Below are 14590 nucleotides of genomic sequence, written 5' to 3' on the forward strand. Positions count from 1 at the left end.
TAATCCCGATATCTTCCCTACACCTTCGGATGTTACCCCTGCGAAGGTAGCGGTCTAAAATAACTTAACAACCTATCTTGGTCATTTTTCTAGATTCCTGCCTACGCAGGAATGACATAAACCTTACGCAAGGAGAACATAAACACTACGGTGTCACCCCTGCGTAGGCAGGGGTCTAAAATAACTTAACCTGAACTTAACCTGAATTCGATGTAACTTGTTACATCGAATTCAGGTTAAGTTATTCAAGGTCTAGAGTACTAACCCCATGCTGAGTTTTATCCCATTTGAAAGGCATGAAAATAATCTCCCAAATCGCCTTATAACTTGCTATCGTATGTAGTAGAAAATACAGAGGCCACACAAACAAGGCAGCAATATCTAATGCTCGAAAATTAGTTATTTTACCTTTTTTAGTCAGTAAAATAAAAAAAGCACTTCCGTAAAGGTATGAAAAAGCAAAAAAACTGTTAATTATCCATAAATAATTAATTATGGCGAATGTATTAATTTTAATAGTTAGCATTAGAAATGGTAAACAACAAAAACCATAAGAAGAAAAACCAATAAAAATGAAAATAGTAGTTATTTGATAAAATTTAAACCTTTTATATTTGTCTTTTTGGGCAAGAAATACCAAAAATGTTTGGATAAATCCTTTTATCCAACGAGATCTTTGCTTTATCCAACTTATAAGATCTATAGGCGATTCCTCTAAAGTATAAGAATCTATCATATGAACTTTATAACCAAAAGAATATAATCTAATTCCTAAATCAGCATCCTCAGTAACATTATAAGCGTCCCAAAAACCTATTTTTTGTAAGGCGTCAACCTTAAAATGATTGCTAGTTCCTCCAAGAGTTACTGGTAAGTCCATCAAGCTTAAACCCTTCAGAAGATATTTAAACCATAAACAATATTCTATGCTAAAAAGTTTAGTGAGTAAATTTTCATTCTCATTATAGAAGTTAAGTTTAGCCTGCAAACAAACATATTCTTTCGGTAATTCATCAAAGGCTATTACTGCTTTAAGGAGTTGATCAGCATCAGGTCTATCTTCTGCATCATATATTACTACATATTTTCCTCTGCAATATTGCATGGCATAATTAAGGGCTTTAGGTTTAGTCCTAGGTAAACTAAAAGGTACTTTAAGCAAATGTATATAAGAAGGTAATTCATATAGGATACTTTCCTTGATCATCAAATAATCATCTGCTTCAATAATGATTTTGACATCTAATTTATGTTTAGGATAATTAATATTAGAGACATAATTAATAATTGACTTTAGTTTGCTTGATTCTTTATATAATGGAAGTAAAATAGTGTAAATAGGTAGAGAATCATTTTTTAAAATGGAGATATCACTACTGTTAAACGCTGTATTTTGTACAATGACAGCTTGGTTAAATAGCATAATTTTTAAAATATTTTGTGCAAAATAGCAAGTAATGTTAATCACATGAAAAAGAGGTTTAAAATTAAACAATATTCCAAAATATATCACAAAAAATATGATGATTGACTTAGTGTAATTGATATTTTTTGCTACCATGTATACTGAGATAAATTCAAGAAAATATTTGGATTTGATTATATTCAAATGGCTAAAATTTTGTTCAAGTAGCTGATAGAAGTCATTCTTTCTGACCAAATTAATCTGTACATTATAATATATTGTTGATAACTTCCTTAAATAAGCTAGGTCATTTATAGCAAGCACTTTATTGCTTTTATCATTTTCATAAATGAAATAACCATTTTCTACATATTGATCAATTTTTGCATAATCGCAAATCTTAACCTGTGTTTCTTGCACATTCAATAGAGGCAATAATTTATTTTTATACAAAATATCTATAACCATCTCATTATTAATAATTCCTTCTGCAATTATCACGTTAAAAAAATCATTCTCACCAGTACTCTCAATTAATTTGAACTTAACGTGAGATATTTGTAAATCCGTAAGTAGTTGTTCTTTTAGTAGAATATCTAAAAATTCTCTATTAATATTTTTTATACATCCATCCATATGGAAAATATTACTCCTGATATTTTATAATGTTTATTAATTAGGCTTTTATCACAAAAATACCCTATTTGTGTTGTCAGGCTATTCTTCTCTAGATTACCAAATTTAATCTTTTTTGCAATTGAAAGTTGCTTATATAAAGTTCTATTATAAATATTACCGTAATTTCTCCTAGTATAATATTTGGTAAAGTCTACTAACATAATGCCATTTTGAAATTCAATGCCTTCAGATATTGAAAAACTATAATGACTTCTTCTTGTATATGGGTTATTTAGGGCTTGCCCAAAACTAAAAACACTTTCAGCAAATACTGAAATTGTACGAATTTTTTTGGAAAATGCTGATAGCAATAATAATTCATAAGAAAATTGTTGCTGGCAACCATCTTTGGTCATGTATATTCTTGGCTGAACTGAGACTATCCTATTAGTGTTCTGAAAGAGCTTAATTTTATAAAATATACCAATTTCTTTATTATTAGACAGGTAGTTCATGTCATTACTTCCCTGGAATTTATTTTCTTTATAAAGTAATTGAATTCCTAAATTTTGGTTTTTATTAATTCCATATTCGATAGCAAAAATTCGCATTAATTCGTCTTGGTATGAGGATATTTCTCTAGATCTACGCTCTAAAAATTGAATTTGCCTAAATAACTTATTATAAAGAGCCGATGAATTATTAACCAACTTAATACGATCTTTTAAATATGCCAATTTACACTGAATTTGTAGAAAAAGATTGGCTCTTACTTGTTTAATATTTTTAGAATTTTTATCAATATTGCTAGCAGTAACCGTATATTTGTACTTGCCTGAGTCAATTAACCAAGCTGATGCATAAATCTTATTTGTTACGGAAATTATAAACAGAAGTATAAATATAGTTGTTGTTTTCACTCAAATAACAATTAATGGTTTAAATTTACTAAAATACAACTATTATAAATTTAATAAATGGATATTTTAATAAATTTTCAAAAGTCTATTAGTACCTAAAAAATATATGCTATAATAACCTCAAGTATTGATGTAAGACATTGGTTTAATAGCCTAGAGTGTCAATCCCTGCTCTTTCGGATGTCACCCCTACGTAGGCAGGGGTCTAAAGAAATAGCATAGAAGGTATGTTATATAGTGTTAGATCCCAGCTTTCGCTGGGATGACATATAATGGCGGCAGGGGTGACATCAGCCCTAATGGCAATGATTACTTGAGCCTACTTATACTACTCATAAATGAAGAGTTGATAGACGATAGAATCAAAATTATGATAGTAGCAGGAGTCGAAGGATCGAGGTGCTAGGCATACATTTAGTACGTGGCTACCTACGATCCCTGAAGACGACAACGCAATTCTTGATTTTCATCGAGTATATTAATTTATTACATCAATACTTGAGGTTATAATAAGCTTAATACTACAAATGTAGTATTAAGTTCGGTATAAGAATATTTATTCTTACAAAGTGAGGTTTTTATAGTAAAAATACTTGCTTTTTAGCGTTTTTTTTATTAGTCTGTGCAATCTTCATAGAGTCTAAAATAACCTGACCTTGCCCGCGTGATGGAATGGTAGACATAACGGACTTAAAATCCGTGGGGTGCAAACCCTTGCCAGTTCAAGTCTGGCCGCGGGTACCATTCATTTTTATCAAGACCATTCTTTTTATCGAGGAAAAAGTATATGTTTATTCAAACTGAAATTACTCCTAATCCTAATGCGATAAAATTTTTCCCTAACATACCTGTTAGCCCTAACGAGCCGGTTCATTTTAGTAATCTTGATGAGGCAAAAGGTAAAAGCAGGCTAGTAGTTCAATTATTTAGTATAAATAACGTAAAATCTGTATTTTTTGGTAGTGATTTTATTACTATTACTAAAGAAGAAGAAAGTGATTGGCTAGTGTTAAAACCTGAAATTTTGATGGTTATTATGGATCATTTTACTGCTGGTTTTACTGTTTTTGATGAGGAAAATGCTCAATCTGCCATAAATAATTCTGACGAGATGTCTGAAATTGAACAACAGATTGTAGAAATTATTGAAACACGTGTACGTCCTTCGGTTGCCATGGATGGAGGTGATATAATATATCGAGGATTTGAAAATGGAGTGGTAAAATTAGAGCTTCATGGAGCCTGCAGGGGATGTCCTAGTTCAGCTATTACTTTAAAGAATGGTATTGAATCAATGCTTAAACATTTTATACCCGAGGTAGAATCTGTTGAAGCTGTAGATGAGTTATAGATATACTACTCGTAAATGAAGAGTTGATAGACGAAGATCAAAATTATGAAGTGCTAGGAGTCAAAGGGTCGAGGAGCGGAGCGTACATTTAGTACGTGGCTACCTACGATCCCTGAAGACGACAACGCAATTCTTGATTTTTATCAAGTATAGTACATTCTCGATGCAATCATATCCTTAAACAGCCTTCTTCTAATTCTAAAAGTTTTTTCTTGAGTTCAAGTCCTCCAGCGTAACCAGTTAGTCTACCATCAGTACCTATAACCCTATGACATGGCACTATAATTGACAAAGTGTTGCGTGCCACAGTGTTTGCTACTACACGTACAGCTTTAGGAGCAAATATTAAATTTGCAATATCCTTGTAACTCGTCACTCTAGCATATGGGATGGCAGAGATGGTGGACCATACTTTCTCCTGAAAATTAGTCCCCGTGAAACGGTAAGGTACGGTAAATTCTTTTCTAGTACCATTTATGTATTCTGTTAGCTCTTGGTAAGTTTGATCGAATATACTGGAATTCTGCTGCTCATGATAGCTACTATCTAAAATTGGCATATGTTTTTGCCCTACAAAATATAAACCTGTTAAGAAGTTCCCATCTGATACCAATAATATATTCAAATCATTTGAGTATATTAGAGCAATTGGTAAGTCTATATATCTATATATTTTTGTCATTTTAATTTTTTTCTTGGAGAGAGTTTTGTTCTAAACGACTTTTAAACCCTGTGAAGTCAACTATTTTTGCATCTTGATCTTGGCAGGCACAAGTAAAAATATATTTCCTTTCATCTGTAACTTTCTGAATGCATTGTCCACAAATACCTTTCATCATACACTGCATAGGAGAATTAAGACTTACTATTAGTTGAGTTTTGTTACCAAAAAAATCATCTTTTATATCTCTTATAGCTTCCATCATTTCTATACTACCCGCAGCTATTATCCTATCTATGCTCAAATTTTTCCAAAGGTAACAATGCCCCATTATAGCATACACCAAATCGCCCTTAACACTAATATCTTCCGCCCTATTTTTTGATAAAATACCTTCTTCACAACACCAAACTACTATATCGGCTGCTTCTTCTATTCTCTCTTGATAGAACCTATCTTGTAAATTTTTATAACCAGCAAAATATATAATTTTACAATTATTATTTTTAAGAGCCTTAGCTATTGAGCATAAAACTGCATTTCCAACTCCTCCACCAACAAGCACTACATTGCTATCCTTTAATATCTCAGTTGGCTTACCACTAGGCCCCATTAGTACTACTAGTTCATTTTGCGATAAATATCTACATAATTTACTTGATTTACCATTTTGCCAAACTATCAAATGAATTAACCCTTTTTCTACATCAACATAAGCTCCAGTGACAGCCAATGGTTCAATAATTTTTGAAATATCACTAGAATAATTTTGTAAACGGAAAAATTGCCCCGGTTGAAAATTTTGAGCAGCGAGAGGAGAATGTATTACCAGCTCTACTATCTTATAAGATAGAATATCAATCCGTTCGATACGGCTAGTTAGTAAATAATCTAGTTTAGCGAAAAAATCTAGATTATTACCAAAAAAACTTGGTTTATTTTTGATAAGTTTTTTTCCAATAAACTTGTACCCCTCTTTACTACTTGCTAAGGCTTTAACCACACTTCCAGAATATTGAGGATTACAATCACCAAAATATGTTATACTCAAATCATTTGAGTATATGTCTTCCAAATAACTATTATCTTTATGCGTACCTATTGCCATAAGTACAGTCCTTACCTTAAATTTTTTCCTTATACCTAAATTATCAAATTCTATTGATTCAGCGTAAGCATACTGATCAACATCAATGCCTAAAGGTATCATATTTTCAGCAAAATTTACACCTGCAGCCATAGCATACATAACTTCCTCAGGATTTAACTTGTAGGCAGGAGAATCCTTTAACTTTCCTCTATAACAAATTGTAACTCCACCTAGTTCATCGAGGATTTTTTTTACAGCTTCCGTATCTTGTGCTTGCCTAAATAATTTTGCATGCGAGATAAATTCTTCGGCTATTAATCTGTCCTCATCTGTCCAATTTTGTTCTGTATGATTTTTCCCATTCTCCTCAACTGACAATTCATACTTCTTTAGAAATTTTTCTACTTGTAACTTATAATAATTTAAACTTTCAGTTGCTGCATCAATGGAGGTCAGTCCCCCACCAATAATAATAATAGGCATCCTAATAAGCAAATTAGTGTTAGATTGTTCTAAAAAAGCTCCTCCTGATTGTAAGGTCATTAGAAAGTCGGAGGCTGTTTTCACACCTTTTGCAAGAAAATTTTTCATTTGGGCGATTTTAGGCTTACCAGCTCCAACACACAAGGCAACATGGTCAAATCCTAAATGAAATACCTGCTCCATAGTTATATTACTATCTAAACTTACACCACCAAAAAGCTTAAAATGACTGTTTCTCTCCAATATCAGACGTAATATAGTTAAATTATTTTTATCCCACCTTGCAGTAATACCGTACTCGGCTACTCCTCCAAAACCTTCAGGTATTTTTTCTGATAAGTTTTTTTTATAATCAGACCAATATTTAATAGGCTTGTTAATATCAAAAGGTAATGGGGTGATTTTTAAGCCATCTATAGCTACTACAGTATGTCCGTCTCGTAATAAATAATGACTTAAACTAAACCCAGCTGGTCCTTGACCCACTACTAAAACTTTGTAATTAGTTGGAGGCTTTGGCATCAGAGCAAAAATGTTAAGTGGATTCCAATTGGTAAGTAATAAATATATTTCCACCCCGTAAGGTAGAAGCAAAGTAGTTTCCAAAATATTAGATTCAACAAGAGGAATATCTACAGGTTCTTGCTTTTGATAAATGCAAGCATTGGAACAATCATTACAAATCCTATGACCAGTAGCAGCTACCATTGGATTATCAATGACAATAATAGCAAGAGCAGCTAAATTGAATCCCTTGGATTTTACATAATTCATCTCAGAGATTTTCTGTTTCAGCGGACAGCCCGACTTTGATGGCGTAGTCGGTAGTATATTCACAGAATCATTCGAGTATAACCCTTTAGAACACGAGTCTTTTCCCTGTTTATGACAGTAGATACAATAGTGAGTAGCATTTAAGACTGTATCTAGGCTAGGGTTAATGTCATCCCTACTAATGCTGTCATCTCCTTGTATCCCAATGTCATCCTCACGTAGGCGGGGATCTAGATCCCTGCCTACGTGAGGATGACATTGAAGAGATTGACAATGAGCAGGATTTAAATAATCAAACCCTACTCTTACATGTTTTTTATATTTAGCTACCTTATTAAGATCTATTAAATTATCTTTATCTATTTTATTTGGTAGAGAAAATAATATACTTTCAGATTCATTAGATTTCCTTTGAAACTCTACTTCTGCAAGAGGTCTATTATAAACCATGAAGGCAGCATATTTTGCTGCTATATCTAACTCAAAAGCATATTTTTCATCATCTAATTGCCATTTTATTACTTGACGAGCAAACTTGCCTTGAGTAAATTCCCCTCCTAAAAGTTTTTCTAGAAAAATTGATACACTATCAAAATCAATCTCTTTTAGTTTCTCAGGAGGATATTTTTTTACTGCAATACGCTGGATGAACTTTCTCTTACATTCATAAATTACATCAAATTCTTTATGACTAAATCTTAGATTGGCTATTTCTTGTTCAATACCAAATAACTTAGCTAGAAAATCATCAAAAACAGGCGAAATTTCTAATAAAAAATCTGAGTAATATTTTTGATCAACTTGATCGGGATTAGCCCTTAATGATAAAATAATTTCATAAAGAGAATAACTATGGCTACGCAGAAAATTTAAAAAAATTTCATCTAATTTTTTTAGACCTTCTAATTTATTTAAATCTACAAAATCTAAACCGAAAGCAAGTGTCATATAGCTAAAACTCGATAATCAAATTTTTTTCTGAAGGCTACAATTCATGGCAGTTTATGTCATCCCAGCGAAAGCTGGGATCTAAAATATCTACAACCCTGTCTATGCTATTTCTTCAGATTCCCGCCGTTGCTAAGAATAACATCTTCTCTGCTTCTTTTCATGACTTTTAAACTGTCCTGAATTATATAACTCATAAAAACTTGGTTATCGAGTAAAACCTTCTTTAGGTTAGCTATATATAATATATGACATTTTTAGAAAAAAATCTGTAGCCAAGATAACTGAAAAATGAAACAATAACGGCTACAATAAAGGATTTTATAATCATAAATACATCTGGCAGCACTCCTTCTATTACTAAGAATTGAACTGGTCTTATGACAAGAAAAATGGGGTTAATTTCAAAAAATATTTTCTTTGATTCTGGTACCATAGAATATGGGTACACTATTGGTATAGTCCAATATGCAACATTCAAAATCAAATTTAATATCTGTGGAACATCACGTATATAAGGGGTTAAAAATGCAAAAGCAATAGAACTACTAATCACAGAAATAACCAGTGGTAACACAAGAATTGGTACAAAAAGTATATATATACTAAATTTTTCGGGATATAAAATGATAAAAGCTACATACATAGCTACAAACGAATAAATTAGGGTATAAACTTGTATTAAACTATCCGATATAGGAAAGATAGTCCTAGAAATTATTACCTTTTTTATAATACCACTACGATTAATTAATGAATTTGATGATATATTTAAGCTGCTAACAATAAATGTCCATAACGGTAAACCACCAACTAGGTTTATAATCATTGCTTCTCTTGGTATCTTAAGTACCAATCCAAAAAAATATGAAATGATCATTATATGCACAAAAGGCTGAACTAAACCCCATAACGAACCTAAAAAAGAATCTTTATTTTGACGAGATATAGAAGCTTGGGTTAATAACACCACTGACAACCAGTATTTCTTGGAAAAAAAATACTTTATCATTAATAATTCCCACTATTATAAATTTTTAGTATTTCATTTGGATTACCGTCTGCGATAATACTACCTTCTTTTAATAACACACATCTATTGCAATTCTCCTTAATAATATTTTCTTGATGACTTACTAATATTAAAATAGGTATATTTTGTAACTTGTTTTTCATAAAATTGGTCGACTTCTCAATAAAATGACTATCACCAGCAGCAAAAACTTCATCTAGCAAAAGAATATCTGAATCTTGAAAAGCCGATACAGAAAAAGCCAATCTTGATAACATACCAGAGCTATAATTTTTTACCGGTAAATCTATTTTATTCCCTAGATCAGAAAAATCTATGATTTCTTGTTCCAATTCTTTACTGTATTTACCTAACATATTATTATAAATCATGAGCATTTTGATATTTTCCCTGCCAGTTTGCTCTAATTCAAAACCTACTCCCATCTCAATAATGGCAGCAAAGTTACCATGAACTTTAATTTTTCCAAACTTTAATGGGTAAATTCCAGCAATCACCTTAAGTAAAGAACTCTTACCTGAACCATTGCTACCAATAAAGGCAATTTTTTCGCCTCTTTGACAGGAAAGATTTATATTATTTAAGATAGGAATTGACGAAGGAAAAAGTTTACCTCCTTTAATAAAAAAGTGTCTTAAACTTTCTACTCTTTGTTGGTTATTGATTCCTTCTACACAACCATCAGATATCTCTATAGATACTAGTTTAGACGTCATATATTAAAAACATGTATTATATTTTTACTGAAGAGTTAATCACCTCAATTCGTGATAAGAATTAGTTAATTCTTATCACGAATTCGCTTTAATCCATTCTTCAATAATATTTTTGGGGAATACTCCAGTCTTAGTAGCTAGTTGTTTTCCATCTTTGAACAAAATCATTGTAGGTATACTACGAATACCTAAACTTGAAGGTATATTGGGATTTTTATCTATGTCCATTTTGACAATTTTTACTTTACCCACTAATGCCTTACTTAATTCTTCAATAATAGGTGTTAACATTTTACACGGTCCGCACCATTCAGCCCAAAAATCAACTAATACAGGTGTAGTGGACTCTAAAACTTCTTTGTTAAAAGAATCATCTGTTATATTACTTGCCATAATCTCTTATTTTTAATATTGTTTTAACAATTAACCTGAGTTCGATGTAACAGGCTTGATGTCACCCCTACGAAAGCAGGGGTCTTAAAAAAAGTTCTACAGCCCTTCTTTTGTCTATTTCTCTAGATCCCTGCTTGCACAGGGATGACATCGCTTTTAGCTAAAACCTTTTCGGGTTAACTATATAATCATACTAAGTAAAATTCTTATTGTAAATGACTGCTTTAAGTTTACTTAAAAATATTAGTATCTAAATTGTTAAGAACATGTTTCTTACGATCATAATAAAGTTTCATAGCTACAGCAGCGGTTTCTTCTACAGATCTTCTTGAAACATCAATTATTGGCCACCCTTGTTGCTCGCAAATTTGTTTTACTTGCATACATTCTTCTTGGACTATTTTAAAATCTGTATAATTGGTATTATCGCTCATCTGTAACGAATGCATTCTAGTTTCTCTTATTTCAATTAGCCGAGTTGGGTTAATAATCAAACCAACTACAAGCTGTTTTGTAATACTGCCTAAAATATCTAAAAACGGATAACCATGAATATAAGGCACATTTGCTGTTTTAAATCCATTATATGCTAGATATACAGAAGTTGGAGTTTTTGATGTCCTAGAAGGACCAATCAGAATAATATCAGCTTCGTCTAATTCACTAGTCATCTGACCATCATCATGTCTAAGAGTATAATCAATAGCATGAATCTTATCAAAATAACCTTCATCAAATTTATAATCATAAACTAAACTTTCTTCTGTTTCTATACCTAAAAAAACTGAAATTTCTTTTACAATTCTACCTACAACAGAAATACAAGGAATTTTTAAATCATAACAAAATTTAGTTAAATTTCTTCTTAGTTCGTGATCTAAAATAGTGTATAATACAATGCTTGGTTTCATCTTGATCTTTTTCAAAACCTCATTCAATGATTCTGCATTTCTTAACATTGGCCAATGATACAATTTTGACTCAATTTTGCTAAATTGTGACAAGGCAGTATTAGCTGCATGTTTAACTGTTTGCACTGAAGAGTCTGAAACTAAGTGAATAATCAGCTTATTCATAGTTTATTAGTCTTTGTGGATAATTTTTTATTCATATTTTAATCTCTATATTAAAAGTAATCAATAACTACTCATATATATCCCGTATATAGAAGTTAATAACCTCTATAATTTAAAGAATAATTTTGTGGATAATTTTGTGTGTAAAATGCTAGATATCTAATATCCTTCACGTTTTCTCATTCTACACACATAAACCACTATGAATTATCCACTAAAAAAATAATCCTATGAATAATGTGAGTAATAATTATAATCAATAAACCTTACTAGTAATTTAGCAATAAAAAAATGTGTATAACTATGTGTATATATAATTAATCTACATATTAACAATGTCTACATCAACTAAAAAAATATTATATATAATATATAGATTATTATGGATTATTTTATGAACCAACTTTTACAAACTTTTAAGAAAAAAAATAATCTTGTACCTATTTGGTTAATGCGTCAAGCTGGTAGATATTTACCTGAATATCAAAAAATAAGAAAAACTGTTAGTGGTTTCCTAGATATATGCTATAATGTTGATAAGGCTGTAGAGGTGACTTTACAACCAATAAGAAGGTATGGCTTTGATGCTGCTATAATTTTTTCTGACATTTTGGTTTTACCTGATGCACTTGGCTGGGATGTAAAATTTGAAGAAAATATAGGGCCAATATTACGTAAATTTCAATCAAAAGAAGATTTTAAATATCTTGAAGGAAATTCTAATGGAAAACTAAATGTAATTTATGAAATAATCAATAAAACTAAAGCAAATTTGCCAGTTGATACTGCGTTGATAGGTTTTGCTGGTAGTCCTTGGACGGTAATGACTTATATGCTTGAAGGAAGAGGCAAACAAAGTTTTGAAACAAGTAAAAAATTTATTTATGAAAATAATAACTTAGCACAAGAACTTCTAGACTTTATTACTGAAAAAACTATTATTCATTTAAAGGAACAAGTAAAAGCTGGGGCAGATTTAGTACAATTATTCGATTCATGGGCAGGGATATTAGAAGAAGCAGAATATGATCAGTTTATAGTACAACCAACAAAAAAAATAGTAGTAGCTCTAAAAGAACAGTTTCCATATTTACCGATTATAGGTTTTCCAAGAGGTTCTGGGCTTTTATATGAAAAATATATTAGTAATACTGGAGTGGATGCTATTGGAGTAGATCAGTTTGTACCAGCTAGTGCCATGAAATTATGGAGTGAGAAAATTGTTGTACAAGGTAATTTAGACCCATTTATATTGCTTACTAGTAAAGAAATTATTGCAAAAAAAGCAAGTAAAATAATTGCAAATTTTAAAGAAAGAAATTTTATATTTAATCTAGGACATGGTGTTTTACCAAATACACCAGTTGAAAATGTTGAGTTTTTAGTTAATTATGTTAGAGAATTTAAATACTAAAATATCTCAAAAAAAAATAGCCATCGTACTTTTTAATCTTGGTGGACCAAATAGCTTAAGCTCAGTTAAACGATTTCTATTTAACTTATTTTATGATAAAGCAATTATTAACCTGCCAAATCCCCTAAGGTTTATTCTTGCTAAGATAATATCAATTACTAGAAATAAAAAATCTCAGGAAATATATTCTCTAGTAGGTAATAATTCGCCTATTTTACAAGAAACAGAATCTCAAAAAGCTGCTATTACAGAGAAGTTAAAACAAACTCTGAATGAGGATTTTAAGATTTTTATAGCAATGCGTTATTCTTATCCTGATTCCAAAGAAGCAGTAAGAAAAATAAATGAGTATAACCCTTCAGAAATAATATTGTTACCATTATACCCACATTTTTCTAGCACCACTACTGGATCTTCTATTAAAGATTTTATATCTTCTCTTTATAAAAATAAAAGTGAGGATTATCAACATATTAAAACTATTTGTTGCTACCCTATCGATGACGAATTTATTGAATCTCATTTATCATTAATAAAGCAATCATTAAAAAAATTGAAAAACAAAAAAGGTTTTCGTATATTATTTTCAGCTCATGGTCTGCCTGTAAAAATAATAAAAGCAGGAGATCCATATCAGTGGCAGATTGAAAAGACTGTAGAAAGTTTGGTGTCTAAGCTTAGTATAGATAATTTAGATTATAAAATAACTTATCAAAGTCGTGTTGGTCCAGTGGAATGGCTTAAACCTAATACAGAGGATGAAATTGAGATAGCGGGCAAAGAAGATAAATCTCTTATAATAGTTCCAATAGCATTTGTATCAGAACATGTTGAAACACTGGTAGAATTGGACATTGAATATAGAAAGATTGCTGGTAAGTACAAAATAGAATATATTAGGACTCCTGCTCTTGGAACAAATAAATTGTTCATCAATAGCATAACTAAAATGGTATCAAATTTAGTTAATTACGGTTTCGATACAAAAGATTTGATATGTAGTTCAATTAATAAAAGAATATGTCCTTATAATTTTACTATGTGTCCTTGTAATTTAAAAAACTAAGTAATGGAGTATCAACTTTAAGTAGTCTCGATGTTATGCATAAGCATTGTCCACGTGGATCACTAGTATGTCATCCCTGCGTGGGCAGGTATCTATAATATCTAATAGTTTTTTAGACTATTTTTTTAGATTCCCGCCGCAGCTCGAATGACATCGAGGCTGCTTAAGTTGACACTCCCATAAGACATTGGAGGTAAAATTAATGGCTAGTTATTATTTATGGTTTAAAGCATTCCATCTTGTATCAGCAATTTCTTGGATGATAGGTTTACTATACCTACCAAGATTATATGTCTACCACACTAAAGTTATAGTAGGTAGTGAAACTGACAAGATGTTTCAGTTAATGGAAAGCAGGTTACTCAGAATCATTATGAATCCGGCTATGATCAGCACTTATACCTTAGGTATAATTAACAGTTATATATACGGATTAGTAGCTTTAGGAACATGGTTTTACGTAAAAATGACAGCAGTTCTAGGTATCACTATTTTTCATGGTTTATTAGCTAGATGGAGGAAGAATTTTGTTGACGGCAAAAATAATCATTCTGAAAGATTTTATCGTATCATTAATGAAGTACCAGCACTATTGATGATAGTGGCTGTTGTTATGGTAATTGTAAAACCATTTGATTAATA

At 31.0% G+C, this 14590-nt stretch carries 12 protein-coding genes and 1 tRNA gene; 5 read left to right on the forward strand and 8 right to left on the reverse strand.

Going from position 1 to position 14590, the window contains the following annotated elements; translation table 11 throughout:
- Positions 1–241: 241 nt before the first annotated feature.
- Both ACN1AG_RS01350 and ACN1AG_RS01355 read right to left on the reverse strand, forming a co-directional pair.
- Positions 242–2041, reverse strand: a complete 1800-nt coding sequence (locus ACN1AG_RS01350) for a glycosyltransferase family 2 protein (protein WP_417905202.1) — start codon at positions 2039–2041, stop codon at positions 242–244.
- A complete protein-coding gene (locus ACN1AG_RS01355; RefSeq protein ID WP_367364558.1) occupies positions 2026–2943 on the reverse strand; it encodes a hypothetical protein in 918 nt (305 codons plus the stop codon). The genes ACN1AG_RS01350 and ACN1AG_RS01355 overlap by 16 nt, the downstream gene beginning before the upstream one ends.
- 658 nt (positions 2944–3601) lie before the next feature.
- Here ACN1AG_RS01355 and ACN1AG_RS01360 point away from each other — a divergent pair.
- Together ACN1AG_RS01360 and ACN1AG_RS01365 are read left to right on the forward strand one after the other, a co-directional pair.
- Positions 3602–3687, forward strand: a tRNA-Leu gene (locus ACN1AG_RS01360).
- Positions 3688–3730: 43 nt separating this feature from the next.
- Positions 3731–4294: a NifU family protein gene (locus tag ACN1AG_RS01365; protein ID WP_367364557.1), complete on the forward strand. Its 564-nt coding sequence runs from the start codon at positions 3731–3733 to the stop codon at positions 4292–4294.
- A 169-nt stretch (positions 4295–4463) separates the two neighbouring features.
- On the opposite strand, the gene ACN1AG_RS01370 is transcribed toward ACN1AG_RS01365, so the two are convergent.
- The 6 genes from ACN1AG_RS01370 to ACN1AG_RS01395 all read right to left on the reverse strand — a co-directional run bounded on the left by ACN1AG_RS01370 (position 4464) and on the right by ACN1AG_RS01395 (position 11468).
- Positions 4464–4976 (reverse strand): methylated-DNA--[protein]-cysteine S-methyltransferase, encoded by a 513-nt coding sequence (locus ACN1AG_RS01370; RefSeq protein WP_367364556.1) that lies wholly within the window; start codon positions 4974–4976, stop codon positions 4464–4466.
- 1 nt (position 4977) lies between these two features.
- Positions 4978–8250 carry an FAD-dependent oxidoreductase gene (locus ACN1AG_RS01375; protein ID WP_417905203.1) on the reverse strand — a complete coding sequence of 1091 codons (3273 nt, stop codon included), beginning with the start codon at positions 8248–8250 and terminating at the stop codon, positions 4978–4980.
- Between the two features lie 235 nt (positions 8251–8485).
- Positions 8486–9262: an ABC transporter permease gene (locus tag ACN1AG_RS01380; RefSeq protein ID WP_417905204.1), complete on the reverse strand. Its 777-nt coding sequence runs from the start codon at positions 9260–9262 to the stop codon at positions 8486–8488.
- On the reverse strand, positions 9262–9999 hold the full coding sequence (locus tag ACN1AG_RS01385; RefSeq protein WP_367364554.1) for an ABC transporter ATP-binding protein: 738 nt from the start codon (positions 9997–9999) through the stop codon (positions 9262–9264). The genes ACN1AG_RS01380 and ACN1AG_RS01385 overlap by 1 nt, the downstream gene beginning before the upstream one ends.
- A 75-nt stretch (positions 10000–10074) precedes the next feature.
- Complete coding sequence (gene trxA, locus ACN1AG_RS01390) at positions 10075–10392, reverse strand: thioredoxin (protein WP_367364553.1); 318 nt, start codon at positions 10390–10392, stop codon at positions 10075–10077.
- Positions 10393–10622: 230 nt separating this feature from the next.
- Positions 10623–11468 (reverse strand): pyruvate, water dikinase regulatory protein, encoded by an 846-nt coding sequence (locus tag ACN1AG_RS01395; protein WP_367364552.1) that lies wholly within the window; start codon positions 11466–11468, stop codon positions 10623–10625.
- A gap of 394 nt (positions 11469–11862) precedes the next feature.
- Between ACN1AG_RS01395 and hemE the strand changes: the two genes are divergently transcribed.
- The 3 genes from hemE to hemJ all read left to right on the forward strand — a co-directional run bounded on the left by hemE (position 11863) and on the right by hemJ (position 14588).
- Positions 11863–12882 carry a uroporphyrinogen decarboxylase gene (gene hemE, locus ACN1AG_RS01400; protein ID WP_417905205.1) on the forward strand — a complete coding sequence of 340 codons (1020 nt, stop codon included), beginning with the start codon at positions 11863–11865 and terminating at the stop codon, positions 12880–12882.
- Positions 12860–13948: a ferrochelatase gene (hemH, locus tag ACN1AG_RS01405; protein ID WP_417905206.1), complete on the forward strand. Its 1089-nt coding sequence runs from the start codon at positions 12860–12862 to the stop codon at positions 13946–13948. The genes hemE and hemH overlap by 23 nt, the downstream gene beginning before the upstream one ends.
- A 202-nt stretch (positions 13949–14150) precedes the next feature.
- Complete coding sequence (gene hemJ / locus ACN1AG_RS01410; RefSeq protein WP_417905207.1) at positions 14151–14588, forward strand: protoporphyrinogen oxidase HemJ; 438 nt, start codon at positions 14151–14153, stop codon at positions 14586–14588.
- The last annotated feature ends 2 nt before the right edge of the window (positions 14589–14590 follow it).

Source organism: Candidatus Tisiphia endosymbiont of Micropterix aruncella, assembly GCF_965178575.1.
GTDB lineage: Bacteria > Pseudomonadota > Alphaproteobacteria > Rickettsiales > Rickettsiaceae > Tisiphia.

Coding starts and splice junctions, on each gene's coding strand:
- ACN1AG_RS01350 (WP_417905202.1), bottom strand. CDS start 2,041: ATGGATGGATGTATAAAAAATATTAATAGAGAATTTTTAGATATTCTA.
- ACN1AG_RS01365 (WP_367364557.1), top strand. CDS start 3,731: ATGTTTATTCAAACTGAAATTACTCCTAATCCTAATGCGATAAAATTT.
- ACN1AG_RS01370 (WP_367364556.1), bottom strand. CDS start 4,976: ATGACAAAAATATATAGATATATAGACTTACCAATTGCTCTAATATAC.
- ACN1AG_RS01375 (WP_417905203.1), bottom strand. CDS start 8,250: ATGACACTTGCTTTCGGTTTAGATTTTGTAGATTTAAATAAATTAGAA.
- ACN1AG_RS01380 (WP_417905204.1), bottom strand. CDS start 9,262: ATGATAAAGTATTTTTTTTCCAAGAAATACTGGTTGTCAGTGGTGTTA.
- ACN1AG_RS01385 (WP_367364554.1), bottom strand. CDS start 9,999: ATGACGTCTAAACTAGTATCTATAGAGATATCTGATGGTTGTGTAGAA.
- trxA (WP_367364553.1), bottom strand. CDS start 10,392: ATGGCAAGTAATATAACAGATGATTCTTTTAACAAAGAAGTTTTAGAG.
- ACN1AG_RS01395 (WP_367364552.1), bottom strand. CDS start 11,468: ATGAATAAGCTGATTATTCACTTAGTTTCAGACTCTTCAGTGCAAACA.
- hemE (WP_417905205.1), top strand. CDS start 11,863: ATGAACCAACTTTTACAAACTTTTAAGAAAAAAAATAATCTTGTACCT.
- hemH (WP_417905206.1), top strand. CDS start 12,860: ATGTTAGAGAATTTAAATACTAAAATATCTCAAAAAAAAATAGCCATC.
- hemJ (WP_417905207.1), top strand. CDS start 14,151: ATGGCTAGTTATTATTTATGGTTTAAAGCATTCCATCTTGTATCAGCA.